Here is a 23,052-nt window from a genome sequence, read left to right on the forward strand (position 1 = left end):
GCCTCCTGCAGGCAAGTAGCGCTTCGCTCACATCATCATGTGAGAGCCGGTTAGGTGAGCGTGGGTGGCGGTGGCGCATAACCACCGAGTGGGAATGAGAACCCAGCTGCACAACCCACACTGTCTATTGTTGCACTCTTGTGCAGCGCGTGCGGCGATTTATGCACCCGAAATGGGGCTCTGTGGCGGCTGTCATGCCCAAGCGGGCATTCGTCGGCCGGAGCAATTGGGAGTGGCCTCTACGTCTCTGCCATACTTGAGCCCGTGGCGAGCGAAAAACCCAAATTGTTCCAAGACAGCCGAGATATCGGCATGACCCTTCTGGTGATCATGGGCATCGCGGCAGCGTCGGTGGCGTTTACCGGTTTGTGCACCTTTAATACCGGCACCCCGGAAAACGGCCCGGTGCAGGAAGTCGATGCCTCCACCGTGCTGCACATGGAGGCGCGGGCCGTGGACTTTGAGCTGCGCCAGCCCGCTGACCCCGAGGGCTGGATCACTAATTCGGCGCGCCGCAGCAGCGTCAATGGCCAGCCCGCGGTGATTCAAGGATGGGTGACAACAGGCGGCGCCTATCTTCAGCTGATGCAGAGCAATCAGCCTTTGGAGGATGTGCTGCGAGCCAATGACTCGGGTCTAAAAACCAAGGGCGAGCCCGTGAGCGTGGCCGGCATGGATTTCACCACCTATATCAAGGAGGATCGCCACGGGCGTGACCTCTGGGGAGCGGATCTCGGAGACGTGCGCATTGTCTTAGCCGGTAGCGCCGATGCCGAGGATTTTGCCACGCTCGCTGAAGCCTACGCGGCGGCAACACCGATTGAAGTGAGCGTCGATAAGCCTTAATGCACGAGCGCTACTCGGAGAGCGCATCCTCCACCTTTGTGCGGGCCCCCGCCAGCTGCTGTTCACAGCGCTTGGCGAGGGCCTCGCCGCGTTCCCAGTACTTCAGTGACTCGTCGAGCGACATCTGCCCGAGCTCCAGAATGCGCACGATCTCAATGAGCTCATCGCGCGCGGCCTCGTAGTTCAACTCCTCGATGGGAGTGAAGCTGTCATCATTCGGGGTGCCGTGGCCATAGGTGTTGGGGTTGGACATGGAAATCTCCTTGGAATTTTTAGTCTTTGGGGAAGGTCTGCATGGACACTGCGGCGATGGAACCATCGGCCACTCTGATGCGCATATTGGTGGCTGGGCCAGCCTGCTCGATGGAGGTGACCACCTCCGGATCAGAGCCATCCCGAGGCAGCGCCTGCACCACCGCATAGCCACGGGCTAAAGTGGCGGCCGGTCCCAACGCCGTCACCTGGGCGCGCAGGCTGGAGGTCTGGGTTTCGGCGCGAGAAAGACTGTGCTCTATGGTGCGGCGAATCCGCTCGCGCGCCTGGCTAATCTGCTCCTCGCGCTGGGTGATCGGCAGATAAGGATCGGCGAGCACCGGACGGCTGCGTAGTGCCTGCAGCGCCTCCTCCTGGCGGGCCACCCAGCCCCGCAGCGCCTGGGCCAAACGGCTACTGGCCTCGGCCAAGAGCTGGCGCTCGGCGACCACATCCGGCACCACGCGCTTGGCGGCATCGGTGGGGGTCGCGGCGCGCAGATCGGCCACATTGTCCAGAATGGGGGTGTCCGGCTCGTGTCCGATCGCAGAGACCACAGGAGTGCGGGCTGCGGCGACTGCGCGCTGGAGTGACTCCTCAGAAAAGGGAAGAAGATCTTCCACCGAGCCACCGCCACGTGCAATGATGATCACGTCCACGCTCTCATCCTCGTCGAGGGTCCGGAGCGCGTCGATAATCTCCGGCACCGCGCGCGAGCCCTGAACGGCGGTATTGATCACCCGATAATCGACCTCCGGCCAGCGGTCCTTCGACACCGCCAACACATCGCGTTCGGCGGCCGAGCCGCGGCCGGTAATCAGCCCAATCCGGTTGGGCAAAAAGGGCAGCGCTTGCTTGCGCTCTGGGGCAAAGAGCCCCTCGCGCTGCAGCGTTTCCCGCAGCTGGGCAATGCGCGCCAGCAGCTCGCCGATGCCGACGTGGCGGATCTCCGTCACCCACAGGGAAAAGGAGCCGCGCCCCTCATAAAACGCGGGGCGGGCATAACACACCACCCGGTCGCCGGTGGTCAGCGGCGGTTCATGGTGGAGCACCATCTGCGTGGGCACAGTGAGCTGCACCGAGGTTTCTTTCTCCACATCACGCAGCGTGAGATAGGACAGCTTCCAACTCGGCTTCGTACTAATTTGTGCGAGCTCGCCTTCCACCCACACGTGCCCCAGCCGCTGAATCCAGCCCTTGACCTTGGAGTTCAACAGACTGACGGACCAGGGGCTCTCTGCCGAGCTTGCCGCTTGTTGATTCATAGTCTTCTTTGCCTATGCGCTTATCGACGTCGCCTCCCCGCACATTCACCGCACGGGCAGCGCCCTGAGCGTCGATGATGCGGCGAGGAAAAGAACAGACATTCAGTCTAGCGGGCTAGGCATGGCTGTGTGGTGTGCATGCACGCAAGGCAAGTACTGTTGAGCGCATGAGTTCACCTGCTACCTCAACTGCGACGAACCCCCACGCCGCTGGCGTGAAGAAAATTCTGCTGGCCTCGCCGCGCGGCTATTGCGCGGGCGTGGACCGGGCAGTCGAAACCGTTGAGCGTGCGCTGGAGAAATACGGCGCTCCGGTGTACGTGCGCAAAGAAATCGTGCACAACAAATACGTGGTCGAAACCCTAGCTAAGGCGGGGGCGATCTTCGTCGACGACACCGACGAGGTTCCGCCCAACGCCCACCTCGTTTTTTCCGCCCACGGCGTGTCCCCGGCGGTGCACGCGGCCGCCGCGGAGCGCAACCACGACACCATCGACGCCACCTGCCCGCTGGTGACGAAGGTGCACAACGAAGTCAAGCGCTTCGCCAAGTCCGGCTATCACATCATCCTCATTGGCCACGAAGGCCACGAGGAGGTGGAGGGCACCGCGGGCGAAGCCCCGGATGTGGTGCACCTTGTGGATGGACTCGAAGGAATCGAGGCCCTGCCCGAGTTTCTGCACGAGGAAAAACTCATCTGGTTATCGCAGACCACCTTGTCGGTAGATGAAACCATGGAAATCGTCGACAAGCTCCATGAGGTCTACGACAATCTCGAGAACCCGCCGAGCGATGACATTTGCTATGCCACCCAGAACCGCCAGGTGGCGGTGAAGAAGGTGGCCGAACAAGCGGAACTGATCATCGTGGTGGGCTCACAGAACTCCTCTAACTCCAAGCGCCTAGTGGAGGTCGCCCTCGATGCCGGTGCCGCCAACTCCTATCTGGTGGACTACGCCAACCAAATTGATCCCGCGTGGTTAGAGGGCGTGAGCACGGTGGGCATTACCTCCGGTGCATCCGTGCCGGAAATCCTGGTTCAAGAGGTGGTGGAGTACCTCGAGGGATACGGGTTTGGGGATGCCGAGGAAGTAACCACCGCGCAGGAGAAGATCGTCTTTTCTCTGCCGCGGGTGCTGCGTCCCAGCGATCGCACCAAGAAGCGCTAACGCACGACGAGATAGCGGCCAGCGCGGCCCCGACGGAGGTGTCGGGACCGCGCTGTTCTTTGTGCTTCTGCTCTGTGTGGGCGTTTAGTACCCGCGGCGGGGAGGTGTACGAAAGCCGTAGGAGTCGGGGTCGTCGGGGCGCCCAGGGAAGGGTTCGCGCCGGGGCTCGCGGCGCGGATTATGGGGTGCGCGGGAGCCGCGATAGCTGCGCTGCTTGTCCTGCGCGCCACGCTGCTCTGAGCGATAGCCTTCCGTGTGGGTGCGCGGGGGCATATCGCCGCCTCGGGTCGTGCTGAAGTCGCGGGAGGCGCGTGGCTCGCGCATCCCCCGAGAGTCCAGGCGGCCGCTCAGCCGGCCGCGCTCATCGCGTTTGAGGCGACGGAAACGGTTCTCGTGGTCCGGCCGTCGGATGCGGGGCGTGCGATGCTGCTGTGCATCTGCACGGCGCGGGTATGTGCCGTCGTTCGAGGCACCAGGGCGGGGCGTGTCCTTCGGACGGGGGCCGGTGTGCGGCTGGGCGCTACCGCGGGGTGCCGCCGAAGCGGGATCGCCGGGCGTGGGAGCAGGCGGTTGCGGTGCGCCCGGCGTGCTCGGTGCGCTCGGCGTGTGCGGGCGAGGAATACGCGGGGAGCGGATCTCCTCATAGTCGCGGGCACGGGTCGGCGCCTCGGGGCGGGCCGGTGCCTCGGGATGGTGAGGCGCGCCCTGTTCGAGGGGACTAGAGTGCTCGCTGGCCGGCTTGTGCTCCCGCGGGAAGCCACGCTTCTTCGAGCGCTTACGATCCCCGCGGTTGCGCTCCAACAAGTCTTCGACGGTGACCTCGGAATTGCCCGACTCGCCGCGATAGCGGCGGGAGCGGTTGGCCGCCTCCCGGGCGCGGGCCGTGGTACTGAGATTGCGGCGATCCGAATCGCTGGCCCGTTTGCGCTGGGCGCTGAGCTTGCGCTCGAGTTTCACATTGGTGCGGCGATGATGCAGATAGCGCAGCACCGCGATCGCCGCAGCGCTGAGGGTGACCACGATGAGAGTGGGGAAGAACTGCGCGAGCGGATAGATCAGAGTCAAAAGCTCCGTCTTGGATAATCGCCCATCGCCGCCGTTGACGGAATTGGACTTGCCCAGCAAAAGCGCCGCACACGGGGTGGCGATACCGAAGATCACAGGAATCTGCGCCACGGTGAGGGTCAGGCCGCGGGGTTCCACCCAGAGCACCGTCGCAAGGGCACCCACGGCGAAGGCCATGAGGTATAAGGCGCCCAAGGACTGCTGATTGAGACTGATCACAAGCCCGGTGAAAAGGGATGCGATCAGGATCGAGGTGGAGGACCACGTGGGCAAACCCGAAAAACCACCGCGCGGTGAAGAATGGCGGTGAGCTGAGGGATTATGTCGTGGCTGGGTTGGCACGAACCGATATCTTACCTATTCACCATGTGTTAATCCACGAGGAACGCCGCCACGGCGGTGTTCTCAGGCTTCTCAGAATACGGCGATCTAGTCTGTCAACCCCTCGTGCCGAGCGCGCATCCCCTGCGCATGAGGATAATCTGGCTGAGCTGCGTGCCGCGGCCGGGCGGGGGAGGTGCGGATCTCAGCGGGGGCAGTGATCGGCCGTGCAGTGCCACCAACCGAGGATGTTTCTTTTAGCTTCCTCGCGCTCACCAATACCCGCGAGTCGAGGGAGGCCATGGCCGCGTTATAGGTGTCTACTGATTTCTCGAGGCTGGCGCCCATGCGGGTGAAATGCTCGGTCATTGTGCCGAGGCGGCGGTAGAGCTCATCGCCGAGCTGCTGGATGGCGGCGGCCTGCTCAGAGACCTCATAGTGTTGCCAGCCCAGCGCCACAGTGCGCAGCAACGCCATCAATGTCGATGGGGTGGCGAGCACGATATCGCGGGAAAAGGCGTATTCCAGCAGCTCCGGATCGGCGCCGAGGGCGGCGTCGAGGAAAGGATCGGCGGGAACAAAAAGCACGACGAATTCGGGAGTGGGCTGAAACGCTGACTGGTAGTCCTTGCTGGACAGGGCAGTGACGTGGCTGCGCAGCAGATGCGCGTGCCGCCGGAGATAGCCGGCGTGTTCTTCCGGATCGGTGGTTTCAAGCGCATCCAAATACGCGCTATAAGGGGCCTTGGCATCCACCACGATGTGCCGCCCACCGGAGAGGTGGATGAGCATATCTGGTCGGACGCGGCTGCCCTGTGCGCTCACGGTGGTTTGGGTATCGAAGTCCACATGCTTCACCATGCCGGCAAGTTCCACCACCCGTTCGAGTTGTACCTCGCCCCAGCGGCCCCGCACCGTGGGGTTTTGTAATGCCGTGACGAGTTTGGAGGTGTGATCCGAGAGCCGTGCCGAGGTACGCAACATGGTGTGGAGGTGGCCGCTGAACTCGGCATGGGCCTGGGTTTGGCGGCGCTCCATCTGGTTGAGGTGCTCGTTGAGCGCAGACATCGTGGCCTGCAGCGGCGCCAGATGAGACTCTAGGGCTGGGGCAGGGGAGAGTGCCGGCTGGTCTTGTGCTTCGAGTGCTTGGGGATCCGTCGGGCGCGCCTGCCCATCTGCGCCCCGCTCAACGTTGCCGCGGGCTATCCAGCCGAGCACCAGGCCGACCACGAGCGCAATGAGGGCAAGAAGGATCGCGGCAAAGCTAGTCATGGCTCCCCACCTTAGAGGCAGAGCCGGACACGGGGCCTACTTTTTAGAGCGATTGTCGAACAAATTAGCGATAAAGTTCGGGGCGTCGCGGTGCGAGCGCTTCGCGTCGTCGTCGGCGTTGTCGCTGCCAGCATCGCTGCTGAAGCGCAGTGGGAGGAGCAGGCGGGTGTGTCGCTCGCGGGCTTCTTTCTCGGTGTGCTTGCCGGAGATAGAGCCCTGCTGCGTGATGAAGGAAATATCCTCGGCCCGCTTCTCGCCGGAGCGGAGCGAGACCACATCCGAGATATAGCGCAAAATAACGGCCACGGTTGCCGCGAACGGCACGGCGAGGAAGGCGCCGATAATGTTGAATAGGCTACCGCCAATGGTTACGGATACCAGCACGATCACCGGGTGCAGGTTCATCGCCTTGGACTGCAGCATCGGCTGCAACACATTGCCCTCAAGCTGCTGCACTGCCAGCACAATGATGAGGATGATGATGGCCTGCTTGATACCCAGTGAGACCAGCGCCACCACAACGGCGAGCGCCCCGGCGACAAAAGCACCCACGATGGGGATAAAGCCGGCCAGAAAGGTCAGCACGGCAAGGGCCAGCGCCAGCGGAACGCCCACCACTATCAACCCGAGGCCGATGAAGAAGGCGTCGATGAAGGACACCACCGCCTGCACCCGGATATAGCCGGAGAGCGTGACCCAGATACGAGACAGCAGTTCTGTGAGATGCCAGCCCACGCGCCGGCCGGTGAAGCTACGCATCCAGGGCAGGAAGCGCTCGCCATCTTTGAGGAAGAAGAAGGTGAGCACCAACACCACGACGAGTGTGAGCATCACGGATGCGGCCGCGCCCAGCCCGGCGAAGAGCTCGCCGGCGATATTGCCCGATTGCTCCTGTAGCCATTTGGTTCCGGACTGAAAGGCCTCGGTGAGGTCCTTTTCTTGCAGGTTCAGTGGCGGCCCTTGTAGCCAGAGCTGGAAGCGTTGCACCGCTTCCAAGGTTTGGAGATACAGCGTTTGGGACTGCCGAATCATCGACGGCGCAATCAAGGAGACAATCGCGGCGAGCAGCGCCACCGCCGCTAATAACACAAGAATCGCGGCCAGCCCGGCGGGCACCCCGAGCTTGCGGAGCCGCTTCGTGGGCCCCACCAGCACCGAGGAGACGAGCAGGGCGAGGATGAGGGGAAGCAGGCCCTTCCAGAACTGTGTGGCCAGCCAGCCCGCCCCGAGCGCGGTGGCGAAGATGATGAGGATGCGCACGCACCACCATGCGAAGTCCTTAATCAGATCCGAGATCACCACGGAGCGATCGATGGGATCAGATTCCAGTGCTTCGAAGGTGCTGGACGCCTCATCGTTCAGGCTCGTGGTTTCCGCCGCGCGGTCCTGTTCTGGGCGGGCGGAGTCGCTGCCGTCATTAGTGGAAGTGCTCACGTCATTTATCTTGCCCAAAAAACCTCTCGTGCGAAACCGTGAACGCTCAGCCCGTGGTGGAGCAGGCTTATCGACGCACACCTCACCAAGACCGAGCCTCGCGGCTGTTAGGATTAGGCCTCGTGAGCCTTACACTTGGAATCGTCGGCCTGCCCAATGTGGGCAAGTCCACGCTGTTTAATGCCCTGACCCGCAACGACGTGCTAGCTGCGAACTATCCCTTCGCCACCATCGAGCCCAATGTGGGTTTGGTGGAGCTTCCCGATGCACGCCTGAACACTCTCGCGGAGATTTTTCACTCCGAGCGCATTCTCCCTGCCACGGTGTCCTTCGTGGACATCGCCGGCATCGTGAAAGGCGCTTCTGAGGGCGAGGGGCTCGGCAATAAGTTCCTCGCGAACATCCGCGAGGCCGACGCCATCTGCCAGGTCGTGCGCGCCTTCTCCGATGAGAACGTGATCCACGTGGATGGTGCAGTGGACCCACGCTCGGATATCTCCGTCATTGAGACCGAGCTGATCTTGGCAGACCTGCAGACCATTGAGAAGGCCCTGCCGCGTCTGGAGAAGGAAGCCAAGAAGGATAAGGACAAGGCCCCGATGGTGGCCGAGGTGAAGAAGGCGCAGGAGATCCTCGAGGATGACCGCACGCTCTTCGCCGCATCCGTATCTGGGGATGTGGACCTCTCCCTTCTCCGCGAGCTGCACTTTTTGACCTCTAAGCCCTTCTTGTACGTGTTCAACGCCGACGAAGACGTGCTCAGCGATGACACCCGCAAGCAGGAGTTGCGCGAGCTCGTCGCCCCCGCCGATTGCGTCTTCCTTGACGCTAAGACCGAGGCGGAGCTTCTCGAACTTGATGAGGAAGAAGCAGCAGAGTTGCTCGAAAGCGTCGGCCAAGATGAGCCGGGCCTGGCCTCTCTGGCTCGCGCCGGCTTCGAGACCCTTGGTTTGCAGACCTATCTCACTGCCGGCCCGAAGGAAGCCCGCGCCTGGACCATCCACAAGGGCGATACCGCGCCCCAGGCCGCTGGCGTGATCCACACCGACTTCGAAAAGGGCTTCATTAAGGCTGAAGTCGTCTCCTTCGAGGATCTCGCTGCCGCCGGATCGATGGCAGAGGCCCGCGCTCACGGCAAGGTGCGCCAAGAGGGCAAGGACTACGTCATGACTGACGGCGACGTGGTGGAGTTTAAGTTCAACGTGTAACCCCTGGTGTATGTGACAGGTCGCGAGCAGACCTATTGCTGCAACTCTTTGACACTGCGCAGTGGCTTAGCTGATCGCGCGAGCGGTTAAAGTGAGCGTGGGAAAGGAGCCTCGACATGAGTCTGAAATATGAACTGGATGCGTACGTCCAGAAGACCGTCGACGAGCAATGGGAACGTCGCGCAGGCCGGAAGGTGCCCGACGCCGATGACCTTCCGCTGAAGAACCTTGCTGTCGAGCTTGAGGCAACTGTCCTCTACGCAGATCTTGCATCGTCGACGAAGATGGTCAAGGCTCACAAGGACTGGTTTGCTGCGGAGGTCTACAAGAGCTATCTCTACTGTGCAGCGAAGATCATTCGAGCGCGGGGCGGTATCATCACGGCCTACGACGGGGATCGTGTCATGGGTGTGTTCATCGGGGACTCGAAGAACTCCGCCGCCGCGAAGTGCGGGCTCCAGATCAACTGGGCATCGAAGAAAATCGTGGCAGCGAAGATCGCCGAGAAGTACCCGAAGAGCGCCTTCGTGCTCAAGCAGCGGGTTGGAATCGATACCTCGAAGCTTTTCGTCGCCCGAACAGGCATCCGAGGCAGTAATGACCTGGTGTGGGTTGGGGACGCAGCAAACAATGCGGCGAAGCTGGCCGCGCTCGATCCTCACTACCCGACCTACATCACCGCCGACGTCTACAGCAGGCTGAATGAGACCTCGAAGTTCGGGGGTGTTCCGAAGCGGGACATGTGGACTGACCTGGGGACCTCCGACATGGGCTATCGGATCTACGGTTCGACGTTCAGGTGTTCGGTCTGACACTGGAGGTCAACTGAGGGAGCTAATCCACTCGTACATCTCTCGGATGATGGGATTTCCTTGGTACACGGTTCCGATGCCGGACGTCCACTGCGGTCGGAGTAGGGCTTGGTTGTTCTTGTTCAGGTTCGTGTAGAAGACTTCCCCGACGACGACTGGACTCGATCCCCAATCGCGCCCCGCCAGGTGCGCTAGATGAGCTGCCCTGTTGACGACGTCGCCCATGTACACGACGTCGTTGATCGTGCTGCCGCTGTACCCCGCCTTGATCATGAGGACCCGCCCGTACTCGACGCCTATGCCGATGCTGAGCTGGGTGATCCCTGCCTTCTCGTAGTGGTGGTTGAGGAGCTCGAGGAGAGTATTGGCCTGCGCTGCGGTAGTGAACACATCGTCGATGTGGTTGACGTGCGTCGTCCTATAGGAGGCCCATACGCAATCGCCGACGATATTCACCTCGCGCACATAGGAGCTGGAATTTAGGACTGCGACCATTTCCGAGATGAAAGATCGGTAGATTTTCGCAAGAACGGGCCTCTTGTGCTTCGACGTCAGGCCGGACGAGTCTCGGATGTCAATGAAGATCGCCGAGCACATGCCATAGAAGCCGTTGGAGAACGTGAGCTTGTCTCGGCCAGGGAGCCCGTCTACCTCCTCATACGCCCCCGCCGGCTGATCCAGGATCGCTTTGATCCGAGCCGAGCTGGCCGTCCAGTCATACGGGCTATAGTTGCCGTCCATTTGCGTCCTACCTGTTCGTGATGCCGACAACGAGGGCTAGGACTGCGATCGCGGCTCCTGCAACGAGAGCGCATCGGATGGCCCACTTTGCGGCGGTTGCTTTTACCGTGGCAATCCGAGCATTGACATGTATCTGGTCAGCGAGATCTTTCGTCAGCTCAATAGGCTCAGAGGTCAGTGTTTGGAGCACCTCGCTGTACTCCTGTCTCTTGCCCCTGAAATTTCGATCGATGCTGGCAAAGAAGAGCCTGTTTATCGCGTCCCGATCCGCATCCTTGTCCCTCATTCTCGGTGTAAGTGTCCATCCGCACAAAGCGCCGGTCATGAAAAGCAAGAAACAGGCCGTGACAACGAGAGTGTCGAACAGTGCAGTCCGAGTAGTAAAGTCCTTTGCGAGGTTGAATGTCGTCGTTGCCATCACCCCGGTGAAGGCAAGCGTCACGCTGGCCTTCGCATCCGAGTGCCGAATCCACTCGTTCACCAAGGCGAGCGTCTTCCATGCGTGATCTGGGTTCGGTTCGGGCGAACTGACAGGTGTGGTTGCGTTGTGCGGATGACCCGCGGTGGCCCGTCGTCCACCGCGCCAGGACGGCATTCGAAACATAGCTCTAGGGTACTAAGGTCGACATAGATGCTTCAGGACCGTCCGTTACGCGCGCGTTTCAAGTGGGGCCCGGCAGCTGGCAGCCACGGGATAGAGCTTGAAGGCGGTTTGCGCTCCTGCCCCGCAGCTGCAGAGCGACCGCAGCGGACGCACCACCTGTCGATCCAGAGGTTGCTCTGGACTGGAACGTGGTGGAGTTTAAGTTCAACGTGTAGGATTATCCGACCATCCAGTTGTTCCTCATTGATCAAAGGGATCCGCAGTTTTTATTCGCTTCAGTTAGGCCGCCTGCGGCGATCGGAGAGCGTGAGGACCAACTCGTGCGCTATCGGGGGTGGTTAGAATTAATTTTAGAGCTGGTTACATCGACCGAAACGGGCTGCAGAACTGGGCGGATAAGCGCAGTTCGCAATCTGAATTCCCTCGTCTCGTGCGGCGTCTCATACTTGAGACGACACCGAGTTTGGTTGAGATTAGTATGCCTGCGGGCGATGGTGTGGCGATTGGTGGTTGGGACGGATTTGTTCGCGCGAACGAATCCACACCTTGGGTTGAGCACGGACTATCTGTGTGGGAATTGTCGGTTAATTCAAAGCCTAGAATCAAAGCCAATGACGACTACTCCAAGCGAACAAGTACTCCAGATGGCACGCCGACGTCCAATTGCACTTATGTGGAAGCGATACTACGTCCTTGGAGTGAACGGGCTGAATGGGCTAAAGCAAAACGAGCCGAGAAAGTGTGGCGAGACGTCAGAGCCTTGGGTCTCGACGAGATAGAGGCATGGCTTGAGGCAGCACCGATCACTTGGGCTTGGCTCTCAGAGAGATTCGGGTTATCGCCTTACGGCCTTTGCACGGGAGAGACATGGTGGCGTCAATGGGCAGCAGCAACAAAACCAGAATTGACGCCGGAGGTTGTACTCGCTGGCCGGGCCGAGGCGGCAGAGGATCTCAAGCATCGGCTCGTTTCGCCAGGTTTCGTTACGACGATTGCTGGTGCCTCGAAGTATGAGTTATGCGCCTTCATCGCTGCGGTCGCCGTCAAACTCGGCCAACAAGGCGAGGGGCAGATACTCGCACGCCTAGCGTTCGTTCATGAGGTATCCACTTGGAGGATGCTGGCGGCTTCCTCTGAACCTCTTATCTTGGTCCCGTGTACGCCCGATCTGGAGCGCGAGATTCCATCGAGCAGTGTGCACAGTGTCTGCGTACCGGTCGAGTCTAGTGCAAGAGCGGACGTGACTGTTCCGGCATTGGGTGCTGCAGAGGTAGCAGCCGCGCTGGGAAACGCTGGGGTTACGGAGTTAGAAAAAGCGGACGCTCTTGGAAGGCTCGCACGTCGAAGCTTGACTGGGCTGCGGCGAAGCCTGGCCGCAAAAGCCGCCCTGCATCGACCTGCTTGGGCAGACAAAAATTCGTCTCGTAACGTTCGGTCAATTTTACTGGCTGGCTCTTGGAGAGAAGACGTAGACGGGGATCGTTCCATTCTTGAGACGCTCACAGGGGTCGGCTACGAGCATTTTAGGGAGGCGGTCTCAGGGACCGCTGACAGTCCCACCGATCCACTCATCATCTGTACCTATGAGGCTTGGCATCTTGTATCGGCCGAGGACGCGTGGATGTTGCTTGCGTCCAAACTGACCCTTGACGACATGGAGAAATTTAAGATCGTTGTCGAGAAGGTCCTCATGGAGGTGGATCCGGCTCTCGGTTTATCGCGGGACCAACGGTGGAGAGCAGTATTTGATGGTAGGACTCGCTGCTATTCTGATGAACTTCGTCGTGGCCTCGCTCAGTCATTGGCCCTATTGGGAATCAACGGCGGAGCTGTCGGTTGGTCGCGCGGAGTATCGGGTTTAGATTTCGTAAAAGAAATAATTCGAAAGTTGTTCGAATGGGCGCTAGCGGACCGAACTGGGAAAGCGTGGCAATCACTCGCTGATGTGTTTCCGCTGCTCGCTGAGGCCGATCCAGATACCTTCCTCGAGGCGGTCGATGCAGCGACCGCAGGCGATAAACCTTTGTTGGTCACCATGGTTGACGACAATACAGAGGATTTCTTCATCTTATCTGGCCGCTCTCCCCATAGGAGACTATTGGAGTCCCTTGAACGCGTGGCCTGTTCGACCGAGCACTTCGGACATGCCGTCAGTCTTTTGGCCCGATTGAGTGGACTCGATCTAGACGGCCGAATGTCATGTGGGGCCGCTGATTCGTTAGCTGCCATTTACCGGCCGACGTATCCCTGCAACTCCGTCGATCCGGAACGGCGGATCACAGTGCTCGACACGTTGCGGCAAAGGTATCCCGACGTTGCTTGGGAGCTGGAAATTAGTATGCTCCCCACTGGGGAGAAGACACTCATTCCGATCAAGACACTAGCGTTTAGAACTTGGAAGCCAGACGAGCATGTAGTGACCTTCGGCGAGCTTAGGAAGATAACAACTGCTGCGGTGGAGCGCTGCATAGAGGATGCAGGTGAAGACGCGCAGCGTTGGTCAAAGATCCTTTCTTGTTCTTCGGCAATGTCGAAGGCGGATCGAGGTCGTGTTGTGGTTGCCTTGGAAACGATGGCCAAACAGGCAGATGTATCGACTGACTTCCAGTACACGGTGTGGCGAACACTCGTGGAACTTATTGGTCGTCATCGAAAGTTTGCGGGTTCTTCATGGGCGCTACCCGACAAAGAGATAAGTAAACTCGACGCGCTGGCTTCGTGTTATCAGCCAAAGTCCTCTTACCTTCGATTGGTCCGACTTTTCCAGTCATGGACTCCGTATATCGGTGTACACAGACCGGGCGACCATAAGGGCTTCGAGCGCGAACTCAAACGCCAACGCATTGCAGCTATTCAGGAGATTGAAGCCGAGGGCGGATTCGGTGCCGTCACGAGACTGGCACGCGACGCTTCGGTACCGATTTTTGTCGGCGCTGTCCTAGCGGACGTAGGTCTGACCCACGACGAAGAAGTTCTTGCATGGTTGGTCTATGATGACCAAAATCTCGTTGACGCTGCGACGGTGTACTTCTCCGATCGCTACAGACTCGAAGGATTCAAGTTCATCGCTGACTTATTCGAACGCGATGATCTCACGGTTGATCAACGTGCTTGCCTCCTGCTTGCCGTCAGCGATGACCTGCCACAAGTGTGGGCCTTGGCTGCTAGAGAACCCGAGCTTGATGCGAGGTACTGGGCGGCGTTTCCAACGCAGGGCTTGGGGCAAGACTTTGACAAGCTCGACGAAGTTGCCGCACGTCTGGTTCAAGCTGGCCGATACGCCGATGTATTGTATCTCATAAGCATCTATTCGGACCGTGAAAAAATTAGGCAGTGCCCGCAAACAGCGAAACTCACTGTGCGGGCTCTGTACGGGCACTTAGCAGATCCAATTCAGTCTGCAGCTGCTCGCAACCTATCGGCTTACAATTTTGAGCAGCTTTTGGCCTACCTCGAAGTCATGCGCGAGCATCTTGATCCTGGCGACTTGCTTCGACTGGAGTGGTTGTACCTTCCAGTGCTCGACTATGACGCTAAAGTCCCAACACTGTCTGAAAGTTTGGCTACCGATCCTAGGCAGTTCGTCGAAGTCGTATGTGCCGTTTATTCCGCCCAGACGAAGTACGAAGATGAAAAACTCGCGGAGGACCAAGGTGGCGGCAGGCATTACGATGCTTCCGCGTCACGCAATGCATCCAGCCTACTCAGCGTCTGGGACTCGCCGCCTGGGCTCGTCGATGGCGTCATGAATGCAGAGTTGCTTCGTTTTTGGATCGACAGTGCAGTAGATCTCCTCGCTGAACGCGGTCGGACCGCAGTGGGGCTTCAGCACGTTGGACAGGTTCTCTGGCATAGTCCACCAGATGATGATGGGCTCTGGCCTGGGTGCGTTGTACGGGATCTTTTCGAAGAAGAGCGACTCGATCATCTCGAAGAAGGATTTTACCTTAAGATTCTTAATAGCCGTGGTGTTTCAAGTTGTGGTCTCGAGGAGGGAGGTGAGCAAGAATTAGAACTTGCTGAGCAATATCGTGCCAAGGCTCAATTATTCGCTGATGACGCGCCTCGTGTGGCTCGTATATTTAAACGAGTCGCCGAAAACTATGAGAGGGAAGCGCGACGCGAAGAGGAAGACGCTGAGCGTTTCCGGCGTGGACTCCAATGATTGACATGGTTTAGCTTAGTGATCCGGAACCGTAGCGCCTTGTTAGTTTTACCGAACTGATTATTTGACGAATGTGAATGTACAAGTCAGCGAGCTATGAAATATCCTCGATTCCTAGTTCAAAATATTATAAGGGCTTCACAACCGAAGTTAAGTACCGCCAATTGCATTTCTCCTCATCGCTGAATACTTCCAGAACTTCCGGCCATCCAGCGCCTCGAATGTTGAAGAAGCATTATGTGGACCGGTTTATATCAAGGCATTCAGCCAAGTGCTGGTTGATGGAGGTATCAGCTCGGCGAAGTTAGCTCTAGAAACTAGTGCGGCTTCGGTCCTCTTGAAGTTCGTTTCTAGATGCTGAGCGGATAGAGTCGAACGATTGTTTAGCCACCTCTTCACCGTCGGTCCTGCCGCATCGGTACGCCCAGACCAAAGCTGGCACGCAGCCATGGAGCTGGAACCACCGCACTCCGGTACCGTTCCACCCTGTGGCTAGAGTTCGCGCCCGTACATTCCAACCATCCACCCCACACGAATCATACCCACCCCTGTGCGTGAGAGACGCCGCGTATGTGAACCGCAACTGCGGTCGCCGAGGAACTTCAGCACACCTCAGCTGCACCTGCGTGCTCCCATACTGCTCTACTTTTCCGACGCTAGCTTCTCGATGACCCGCAGCGCGTGGGGGAGGGCTGCCATACCGTCGACGGAGCCACGGCCTTTGCCTTTTCCCAAGCGCGCTATGGCATCGACAATGAGTCGGATATTGCCCGCATTGATCGTCAGCACATGCTCATAGAGGCGTTTGCGGCGCGACTGTCAGAAAAGCGCGTGCCGTGGGACATTCCGGAGCTGATGGATATCGTCCACGACTTGGGGCCGCACATCACTACCTCGGAGGGGTTGATCTCGATGAACAACGCCACCAAGGCACTCTCGGCCACGCGAAATGGTTCGGTGCAGGCAGCAACCATGCCCTTTGTTCCTGCCGCGGACGGTATCAACGTTGAGCCCGCGCCCGAGGCCGAGCAGACTTGGGCGCGCTTGCGCGACGAGCAGGAGAGCGTGCATTAGAGCGTCGATAAGCGCCTAGCCGCGCCTCCCTTCCGTCGCCTTACGGCAGGGAGGGGGTATAGCGCAGCGAGTTGGGGCGCAGCTCCACCTCCGTGGCAATGCGCAGGTTGGAGGCCACCGTTTTCTTCTCACGCAGCTCGTAGAGCCGTGAGACCACCCGATCGCGCACCGTGTAGGGCGACATGGTGTTCAAATAAATCTTGGTGCCGCCCTCAAAACCGGCAAGCGTAGAGACACGCCATTTGATCATCACGCGCCACGGCATCGGCAGATCCAAGTTGATGGGCTTGTGGTGCCATTCCTCATTGCACGGAACCTCGGCGCCGGTTGCGGCGTGGCAGGCGTGGATGAGATCACTCATGCCATCGCGCTCATCATCAGTGTGATTCCACGGCTCGGAGCGCGCCGACTTAGAGAAGATCTCCAGAGTGGGGTAGCGGTGCCCGAACCCGGCAAAGCACACGGCGTGATCATTCTCTGCGATCACGAGATTGTGGCGGTGGGCATAATCCACAGCCCACTCGTTATACATATTGGGATTCGCGCGCAGCCGTGAGATCTCGCCCTCTGCCTGTACCCCGCGATCATCGATGGCCACCAGCTGCTTGTGCAGGTGATCGAAGGAGGCGCCGGCGGGTTTCAACCAGTTTTGGAACACCGCAACATAGGGGGCATAGCGGTTGTGGCGGTAGAGATCCCGCATGGAGTCCACGGTGAAACGGATGAAGGCGCGGTGCTCATCCACGCTGAGGGTGCCCGATGAGGCCAACCCTGAGGTGTCGGTGGCGTCGTCCTTAAAATGGCGCCGTCCGATAATTACGTCATGGCCGCCGGCGAAATAGCCCGGCGCCTTGGCGAGCAAGTCCTCCTCGGTGGTGGCCATCACCTGGGCCTCGGGGATACCGGAGGCGCGCATACGGGTCCGCACAATATTGAGCACATGCTCGCGGCCCTCGGGATCCGCAATATAGGTGTGCATGCGCTGTGAGGTCTCCTCATCGATGGTCAGGTCATAATTGGCCTGCCAATAATCAAAGGAAAGGATCTCGAAGAGGTTCGGCACTCGGCGGAAGGCGTAATTCTCATCCAGCTCGCTCGGCAGCAGCCCGCGCTTGATCTCCCAGCCGAGATCGGTGCGCACGATGCGTGATTTCTCCGGCGGGGTCTCGAGCAGGCGGGCCGCGCCAAAGGCACAGGAGGTGTCCCGGTCCTCGTCCCGTAGGGGCGTGGTCTCCACCTTCGGCACGGCGAGTGGGCGATTGCCGCGGCCGGGCACCGTCCACACCTCCGTGCCGGAGAACGGGTTAATCTGCTTGATTGTGCCGTCCGCCATCGTTTGCAAGGGGGCGGGTCGGGAATACATGGGAGAACTCATGGACTCTAGCGTATTAGCTGCACCCTCGACTAGCATGCAAGCATGGCACAGGTCATCTTCGATTGTCTCGTTCCCACCGCAGAGATTCCCGAGCTCAAGCAACGCTGTGAACTGCTACTTTCTCGCCTCATCGAGTACAACAAAGTAGGAGAAGCCCAGCTCCGCGCCGTCGAGCAGAACCCAGCCCTTCTCGAGGGTGTGGAAAAGGCGCTGCGCGACACCTACGCCGAACAGCACGAGGGGCGAGAGCTCGCTAATGCTGAGGTGATTCGAATGCTCATACGCATTGAGCGCCCCGCCCACTCTCTCAACGGGCTGGTTATGGTTCTCTCCCGGCTCTTCACCCCCGCCGCCGCTCTGCCGCGTGATCCCGCTGCCCTCGAAAACGAGATGGCTTTCGAGCTTCCGGCTCGCTATCCCTGGACCGTGCAGGTACATCCCTAGCCATCGTTACTGTTCCGTTCTGTTAGCTCGCTAGTGATATCGCTGCCAGCTCATGTGAGGGGCGCTACACTGTGCTTCTGTGGCTAAAACAAGTGCGTAGCTAGACAACTGTTCTCGGCCACAATCGACATCCCGAGCCCACCGCGATCAAGGATATTTCATGGCGCCCCAGAACTCTTGGAATGGCCGCGAAGACGCATATCGTCCCCAGAACGCAGCAGAGGACACCCGTTTTTTACCCCGCCCCGGCAAGCCTGGACCGCAGGGTGCGAGCAACCAGGCCTATGACGGCCAGTGGGATACGCCTGCTCCCGCCGGCGGCCCCGGTGGCCCCGGTGGCCCGACCGGCCCCCAGGGGTCGGGTGGGGCTGGCGGGGCATCCGGCGGCCGATTTGCCTTCGGCCCCTTTTTCATCGGACTCGCCATCGGTCTCGTGGTGGCGCTCGTCGTTGGTATCGCCGCGTGGATGATGGCCGGCAGTGAGAAACGCGCCCTTGCCGCGGAGGTCGACGGCATCCAAGAGACACTCACTGCCTATGACTCGGCAAGCACCTTCGTGGAAGCCAATGAGTACATGTGCGAGGAGCACAAGGGCAACCCTGATCACCTCGCTTTGCTCGATAAGCTGGCGGGGGACACTGGGGCGGAGCCGGGCATGGAGGCCGTGACCGTGGAAAAACTGCATTTTGTGGGCAACGATCGTCAGCGCATCCGCTTTGAGGACAGTAAATACCCCACCCTGCTGAAAAAGGAGGATGGGGCCTGGCTCGTGTGCGATCCTTATGTGAATATGCGGCAGCTGAGCGAGGCCTATGAAGATGGAGTGGACTCCCTCGTGGGATCGCTCTTTGGTGACGGCGGCCTCGACCTCTTTGGCGACCTCGGCGGCCTCGAGACCCTTGAAGGGCTCAATGACATCACCGGGGAGAGCATCGAGGACTGGGAGCAGCAATACCAGGACCTAATGGGCCAGCTAGGGCTCTAAGCTCAACGCCGCGGCGGTTAGTTCCGAGCGCAGTCTGCGGCGAGCTGCTTGCCGGCGGCGCGCAATTGCTCGGCCACATCCATCCCAGGGGCGAGTTCCTGCACCATCGCTGGGCGCTGCTGTGCCTCATAGCGCCCGCACACCACCACGGCGGTGGTATCAGCTGCAGCAGCCAACTCGCTGATATGGCCTACCACCTTGCCGCCGAAGGAAGTATCGTCCACTCGGCCCTCGCCCGTGACCACCACATCGGCGGCAGCAATCTTCTCGGCAAGGCCGTGGTGGGCGGCCACAAACTCCGCGCCGGGCACGAGCTGAATGTGCTCGTTCGTGCCATGGATCAGCCCCGATAGCCAGCTCAGGCCCACCGGGAGCGCTCCCGCCGCGCCACAGCCGGCGGTGGCAGGGTCCACATCGCAGACCGAGCACAGCTGCGCAATACCGGCATCCAGAACCTCGATATCTGCGTCGCTGGCACCCTTTTGCGGCCCAAATACTGCCGCCGCCCCCTGCGCTCCGGTGGCGGGGTTCGTCACATCCGCCAGCAGCACCCAGTCCACGGCGGCGGCCTTCACGTTCAGCTGCGCGGTATCGATGAAATCAAGATTGCGCAGATCCCCGCCGCCCTGGCGCAGCATATAGCCGCGGTGATCCATGGGCACCGCCCCGAGGGCGACGAGAATGCCGGTGCCGCCATCGACGGTGGCAGTGCCGCCCAAGCCGAGCACGATGCGTTGCGCGCCCCGCTCCACCGCATCGGCGATGAGCACGCCGGTGCCATAGGTATCCGAGCTCAGCGGGCTGTGTCCTTCGCCGACCTGGGGCAGGCCAGAGGCGGCAGCAACGTCGATCACCGCGGTGGCTGGGTTGGAGCCCTGGGCCGGAATGAAGGTATAGGTGGCGTCGATAAGCCTGCCATCGGCGGAGGTAGTGGGCAGAGTGATCGGGGTTCCGGCAAAGAGACTGGATGTTCCCTCGCCGCCATCGGCCATGGGGGAGGCGATGACCTCGGCGTCCGGAAGCACCTCGTGAATACCGGCGCGAAGATGAGCGCAGGCCTGCTGTGCTGTGGCAGTGCCCTTAAAAGAATCGGGGGCCAGAAGAAACGTCATTGGGCGATTAGTCATAGCTTCACAGTGTATAAGGCCCATCGCTTCCCACAGGCACGCTTTCGGAGTCCTCTGTGCTGCGCTGGCTTATTATTCTCACTAGAAAGTCAGTACACGGTGCTGCGCGGCGGCGATGCGGCGCGGGAGCAGAGAAATCTCGACCGTAGTCCTTAAAGGAGCGGTGATGACAAATACACGATGGCGCACGCGGCGCGCAGCGACGATAGGCCGCAGCACGAGGGCAGTCGCTGCGATTCTGGCGGTCATGGCACTGGCCGGGGCTGTTCTAAGCCCCGTGGGCGCGACTCCCGCAGCCGCAACACCTCCCGCAGCCGCAACACCTACGGCGGGCGCGAGCACGGGGGTGGAAGGCCCCCGCGTGGCGCGGCCATCTCTTGCGAAACGGGTGCTGCTCGACTCCAAGGTTCGCCCACTACAGCCGCAGGGAACCAATGATCCTTCCTGCCGCGCCACCGCAGAGCGGCAGGAGGCTGTGATTCTGGTGCATGGCACGGATTCCACCTTCTATGGCGACTACGCGGAATTGGGGCCACGGCTCGTGGACGCCGGCTGGTGTGTGTTTGGACTGGACTATGGCATGGGGCCGGACCCAGATCGGGGTTTCGGCTATCGCCCGCTCGAAGAATCGGCGGCACAGGTGGATGAGCTGGTACGTGCGGCGCTGGCCACCTCTGGGGCGACGGGCGTGCACATCATTGGTTTTTCCCAAGGCGCCTCGGTGGCCCGCATGTGGGTGAACTCTATAGATCGGGGTGAGCTCACCCGCAGCTGGATCGGAATCGCCTCGCCGACGCGCGGCGGCGGCCCGGCGCATCTCGGAACCGTGGTGGATCATCTCCACGAGCAGGCGGCGGGGGAGTCGAGCGCAGTGCTGAGCCGAGGCCTTGATCGCGTGCTGCAGCCGAGCCTGCAGCAGCTACTGCGCGGGTCGCGGGCGATCGAGGAGCAGAACACCCCAGCAGAGACCGTGCCGGGGCCGCGCTATACCACTATTTCCACGCGGGTGGACGAAATGATCTGGGATGTGGACGTGCAAAAGATCTCTGGCCAGAAAACGCAGAATCTGGTGCTGCAGGAGGTGTGCCCGCAGAATCTCGGCGGGCATATGTATTCTCCCTACAACCCGACTGTGCTCAGCGCGGTGTTAAACCTATTGGACAATTGGCAAAGCGGGGGTGAATGGGGGGAGATTGACTGCCGCCCGGTTCCTCTCGGCTTCGATATGCCGGAGCTGATTGTGGTGGACAACCTGCGGAAACTGAGGGGTGATACGGCGAACCATGAAGGTGTGACATACGTAACACATGGCTAAGTTGCGCATACTCCCCCTGAGCAAGAGACTGGATATCGGTAAGACGATAGAAATTCATCCCTCGAGTTCACGAGGGATATGGGAATTGGAGAATTATGACGAATACCGCCACTAAGAACGATGATGTGCAGTCTGTTGACGCACAGATCTCGGAGTACTACAACCGCTTGTGTCAGCGTAACGCCGGCGAGCCCGAGTTCCACCAGGCGGTCCTCGAGGTTCTGGACTCCCTCAAGATCGTTCTCGACAACGATCCGCACTATGCGGACTATGGTCTGATCCAGCGTCTCTGCGAGCCGGAGCGTCAGCTGATCTTCCGTGTGCCGTGGGTTGATGATCAGGGAGAGGTTCAGGTCAACCGTGGTTTCCGCGTGCAGTTTAACTCCGCTCTCGGCCCCTACAAAGGCGGCCTGCGCTTCCACCCCAGCGTGAACCTGGGCATCATCAAGTTCCTCGGCTTCGAGCAGATCTTCAAGAACTCCCTCACCGGTCTGCCTATCGGCGGCGGCAAGGGCGGTTCCGACTTCGACCCCAAGGGCAAATCCGACGCCGAGATCATGCGCTTCTGCCAGTCCTTCATGACTGAGCTGCACCGCCACATCGGCGAGTACCGCGACGTACCCGCCGGTGACATCGGAGTGGGCGGCCGTGAGATCGGCTACCTCTTCGGTCAGTACCGTCGTCTGGCTAACCAGCACGAGTCCGGTGTCCTCACCGGCAAGGGCCTCGAGTGGGGTGGCTCCTTGGTGCGTACCGAGGCCACCGGTTATGGCTTGGTGTATTTCACCAAGGAAATGATGGCTGCCGATGGCGAGTCCCTCAATGGCGCCAAGGTGATCGTCTCCGGTTCCGGCAACGTGGCTATCTACGCCATCGAGAAGGCCCAAGAGTTTGGCGCTGTGGTGGTCGGCTGCTCCGATTCCCAAGGGTGGATCCACACCCCGAACGGTATCGACGTGGCCAAGCTGAAGGAGATCAAGGAGGTTCGCCGCGACCGTATCTCCGCCTACGCCGACGAGGTCGAGGGTGCTACCTACCACTCCGACGGCTCTATCTGGGATCTCGAGTGCGATGTGGCCCTGCCCTGCGCCACCCAGAACGAGCTCAACGGTGAGCACGCCCAGAAGCTTATCGACAACGGCTGTAAGTACGTTGCTGAGGGCGCCAACATGCCTTCCACCCCGGAGGCTGTTGAGGTCTTCCGCGAGAGGAAGATCGCCTTCGGTCCCGGTAAAGCCGCCAACGCCGGTGGTGTTGCTACCTCCGCACTGGAGATGCAGCAGAACGCTTCCCGCGACTCCTGGTCCTTCGAGTACACCGACGAGCGTCTCCACGTGATCATGCGCAATATCTTCCGCGCATGTAAGCGTACCGCCGAGGAGTACGGCCACGACGGCGACTACGTCATCGGCGCTAACATCGCCGGCTTCAAGAAGGTTGCCGACGCGATGCTGGCGCAGGGCGTTATCTAACACCCTCCCCGCGGGATGATATCCCGCTACTGACACACCCTGTCCTGTGGTCCTTGTGGCCGCGGGGCAGGGTGTCTGTCGTTGCGGGGTTAAGAAAGCGTAGTGG

At 60.3% G+C, this 23,052-nt stretch carries 19 protein-coding genes; 10 read left to right on the forward strand and 9 right to left on the reverse strand.

The window, feature by feature from the left end; all coding sequences use genetic code 11:
* The first annotated feature begins 264 nt into the window (after positions 1 to 264).
* A complete protein-coding gene (locus GBB18_RS00835; protein ID WP_151640433.1) occupies positions 265 to 846 on the forward strand; it encodes a DUF4245 domain-containing protein in 582 nt (193 codons plus the stop codon).
* A gap of 10 nt (positions 847 to 856) precedes the next feature.
* On the opposite strand, the gene GBB18_RS00840 is transcribed toward GBB18_RS00835, so the two are convergent.
* Complete coding sequence (locus tag GBB18_RS00840) at positions 857 to 1,099, reverse strand: exodeoxyribonuclease VII small subunit (RefSeq protein ID WP_151640434.1); 243 nt, start codon at positions 1,097 to 1,099, stop codon at positions 857 to 859.
* A gap of 19 nt (positions 1,100 to 1,118) precedes the next feature.
* Positions 1,119 to 2,363: an exodeoxyribonuclease VII large subunit gene (gene xseA, locus GBB18_RS00845; RefSeq protein ID WP_151640435.1), complete on the reverse strand. Its 1,245-nt coding sequence runs from the start codon at positions 2,361 to 2,363 to the stop codon at positions 1,119 to 1,121.
* Between the two features lie 167 nt (positions 2,364 to 2,530).
* Between xseA and GBB18_RS00850 the strand changes: the two genes are divergently transcribed.
* Positions 2,531 to 3,532 carry a 4-hydroxy-3-methylbut-2-enyl diphosphate reductase gene (locus GBB18_RS00850; protein WP_151548841.1) on the forward strand — a complete coding sequence of 334 codons (1,002 nt, stop codon included), beginning with the start codon at positions 2,531 to 2,533 and terminating at the stop codon, positions 3,530 to 3,532.
* Positions 3,533 to 3,616: 84 nt separating this feature from the next.
* On the opposite strand, the gene GBB18_RS00855 is transcribed toward GBB18_RS00850, so the two are convergent.
* The 3 genes from GBB18_RS00855 to GBB18_RS00865 all read right to left on the reverse strand — a co-directional run bounded on the left by GBB18_RS00855 (position 3,617) and on the right by GBB18_RS00865 (position 7,624).
* Positions 3,617 to 4,939 carry a DUF6542 domain-containing protein gene (locus GBB18_RS00855; RefSeq protein WP_370513253.1) on the reverse strand — a complete coding sequence of 441 codons (1,323 nt, stop codon included), beginning with the start codon at positions 4,937 to 4,939 and terminating at the stop codon, positions 3,617 to 3,619.
* Positions 4,940 to 5,026: 87 nt separating this feature from the next.
* A complete protein-coding gene (locus GBB18_RS00860) occupies positions 5,027 to 6,190 on the reverse strand; it encodes a DNA recombination protein RmuC (protein WP_151548839.1) in 1,164 nt (387 codons plus the stop codon).
* A gap of 36 nt (positions 6,191 to 6,226) precedes the next feature.
* Entirely contained in the window at positions 6,227 to 7,624 is a 1,398-nt protein-coding gene (locus tag GBB18_RS00865; RefSeq protein WP_151548838.1) for an AI-2E family transporter, read from the reverse strand.
* Between the two features lie 122 nt (positions 7,625 to 7,746).
* Between GBB18_RS00865 and ychF the strand changes: the two genes are divergently transcribed.
* On the forward strand, positions 7,747 to 8,832 hold the full coding sequence (ychF, locus tag GBB18_RS00870) for a redox-regulated ATPase YchF (RefSeq protein WP_151640437.1): 1,086 nt from the start codon (positions 7,747 to 7,749) through the stop codon (positions 8,830 to 8,832).
* Positions 8,833 to 8,948: 116 nt separating this feature from the next.
* A complete protein-coding gene (locus tag GBB18_RS00875; RefSeq protein WP_151640438.1) occupies positions 8,949 to 9,644 on the forward strand; it encodes an adenylate/guanylate cyclase domain-containing protein in 696 nt (231 codons plus the stop codon).
* 9 nt (positions 9,645 to 9,653) lie between these two features.
* Here GBB18_RS00875 and GBB18_RS00880 read toward each other — a convergent pair whose 3' ends face one another.
* Both GBB18_RS00880 and GBB18_RS00885 read right to left on the reverse strand, forming a co-directional pair.
* Positions 9,654 to 10,385: an adenylate/guanylate cyclase domain-containing protein gene (locus GBB18_RS00880; RefSeq protein ID WP_151640439.1), complete on the reverse strand. Its 732-nt coding sequence runs from the start codon at positions 10,383 to 10,385 to the stop codon at positions 9,654 to 9,656.
* A 7-nt stretch (positions 10,386 to 10,392) separates the two neighbouring features.
* Positions 10,393 to 10,827, reverse strand: coding sequence for a Pycsar system effector family protein (locus GBB18_RS00885; RefSeq protein ID WP_192795859.1), 435 nt, complete (start codon positions 10,825 to 10,827; stop codon positions 10,393 to 10,395).
* Between the two features lie 625 nt (positions 10,828 to 11,452).
* Between GBB18_RS00885 and GBB18_RS00890 the strand changes: the two genes are divergently transcribed.
* On the forward strand, positions 11,453 to 15,154 hold the full coding sequence (locus GBB18_RS00890; protein ID WP_151640441.1) for a hypothetical protein: 3,702 nt from the start codon (positions 11,453 to 11,455) through the stop codon (positions 15,152 to 15,154).
* A gap of 681 nt (positions 15,155 to 15,835) precedes the next feature.
* Complete coding sequence (locus GBB18_RS00895; protein WP_151640442.1) at positions 15,836 to 16,228, forward strand: LCP family protein; 393 nt, start codon at positions 15,836 to 15,838, stop codon at positions 16,226 to 16,228.
* Positions 16,229 to 16,268: 40 nt separating this feature from the next.
* Here GBB18_RS00895 and GBB18_RS00900 read toward each other — a convergent pair whose 3' ends face one another.
* Positions 16,269 to 17,603: a DUF4921 family protein gene (locus tag GBB18_RS00900; RefSeq protein ID WP_151640443.1), complete on the reverse strand. Its 1,335-nt coding sequence runs from the start codon at positions 17,601 to 17,603 to the stop codon at positions 16,269 to 16,271.
* 42 nt (positions 17,604 to 17,645) lie between these two features.
* Between GBB18_RS00900 and GBB18_RS00905 the strand changes: the two genes are divergently transcribed.
* The gene (locus GBB18_RS00905) at positions 17,646 to 18,047 is read left to right on the forward strand and encodes a hypothetical protein (RefSeq protein ID WP_151640444.1); all 402 of its coding nucleotides are present in this window, start codon (positions 17,646 to 17,648) and stop codon (positions 18,045 to 18,047) included.
* 160 nt (positions 18,048 to 18,207) lie between these two features.
* Positions 18,208 to 19,032: a hypothetical protein gene (locus GBB18_RS10595; protein ID WP_192795860.1), complete on the forward strand. Its 825-nt coding sequence runs from the start codon at positions 18,208 to 18,210 to the stop codon at positions 19,030 to 19,032.
* A 17-nt stretch (positions 19,033 to 19,049) separates the two neighbouring features.
* Here the strand turns inward: GBB18_RS10595 and GBB18_RS00915 are convergent, their stop codons facing one another.
* On the reverse strand, positions 19,050 to 20,159 hold the full coding sequence (locus GBB18_RS00915) for a glycerate kinase (protein ID WP_151550447.1): 1,110 nt from the start codon (positions 20,157 to 20,159) through the stop codon (positions 19,050 to 19,052).
* A gap of 361 nt (positions 20,160 to 20,520) precedes the next feature.
* On the opposite strand from GBB18_RS00915, the gene GBB18_RS00920 reads away from it, so the two are divergent.
* Together GBB18_RS00920 and gdhA are read left to right on the forward strand one after the other, a co-directional pair.
* Positions 20,521 to 21,474 (forward strand): triacylglycerol lipase, encoded by a 954-nt coding sequence (locus GBB18_RS00920; protein ID WP_192795861.1) that lies wholly within the window; start codon positions 20,521 to 20,523, stop codon positions 21,472 to 21,474.
* 95 nt (positions 21,475 to 21,569) lie between these two features.
* The gene (gene gdhA / locus GBB18_RS00925; RefSeq protein WP_151548822.1) at positions 21,570 to 22,946 is read left to right on the forward strand and encodes an NADP-specific glutamate dehydrogenase; all 1,377 of its coding nucleotides are present in this window, start codon (positions 21,570 to 21,572) and stop codon (positions 22,944 to 22,946) included.
* Positions 22,947 to 23,052: the final 106 nt, after the last annotated feature.

This window comes from Corynebacterium sp. 11A, assembly GCF_008930935.1.
GTDB classification, from domain to species: Bacteria; Actinomycetota; Actinomycetes; order Mycobacteriales; family Mycobacteriaceae; genus Corynebacterium; species Corynebacterium megadyptis.

Coding starts and splice junctions, on each gene's coding strand:
- GBB18_RS00850 (WP_151548841.1), top strand. CDS start 2,531: ATGAGTTCACCTGCTACCTCAACTGCGACGAACCCCCACGCCGCTGGC.
- GBB18_RS10595 (WP_192795860.1), top strand. CDS start 18,208: ATGGCGCCCCAGAACTCTTGGAATGGCCGCGAAGACGCATATCGTCCC.
- gdhA (WP_151548822.1), top strand. CDS start 21,570: ATGACGAATACCGCCACTAAGAACGATGATGTGCAGTCTGTTGACGCA.
- GBB18_RS00875 (WP_151640438.1), top strand. CDS start 8,949: ATGAGTCTGAAATATGAACTGGATGCGTACGTCCAGAAGACCGTCGAC.
- GBB18_RS00900 (WP_151640443.1), bottom strand. CDS start 17,603: ATGAGTTCTCCCATGTATTCCCGACCCGCCCCCTTGCAAACGATGGCG.
- GBB18_RS00840 (WP_151640434.1), bottom strand. CDS start 1,099: ATGTCCAACCCCAACACCTATGGCCACGGCACCCCGAATGATGACAGC.
- xseA (WP_151640435.1), bottom strand. CDS start 2,363: ATGAATCAACAAGCGGCAAGCTCGGCAGAGAGCCCCTGGTCCGTCAGT.
- GBB18_RS00860 (WP_151548839.1), bottom strand. CDS start 6,190: ATGACTAGCTTTGCCGCGATCCTTCTTGCCCTCATTGCGCTCGTGGTC.
- GBB18_RS00915 (WP_151550447.1), bottom strand. CDS start 20,159: ATGACTAATCGCCCAATGACGTTTCTTCTGGCCCCCGATTCTTTTAAG.
- GBB18_RS00905 (WP_151640444.1), top strand. CDS start 17,646: ATGGCACAGGTCATCTTCGATTGTCTCGTTCCCACCGCAGAGATTCCC.
- GBB18_RS00880 (WP_151640439.1), bottom strand. CDS start 10,385: ATGGACGGCAACTATAGCCCGTATGACTGGACGGCCAGCTCGGCTCGG.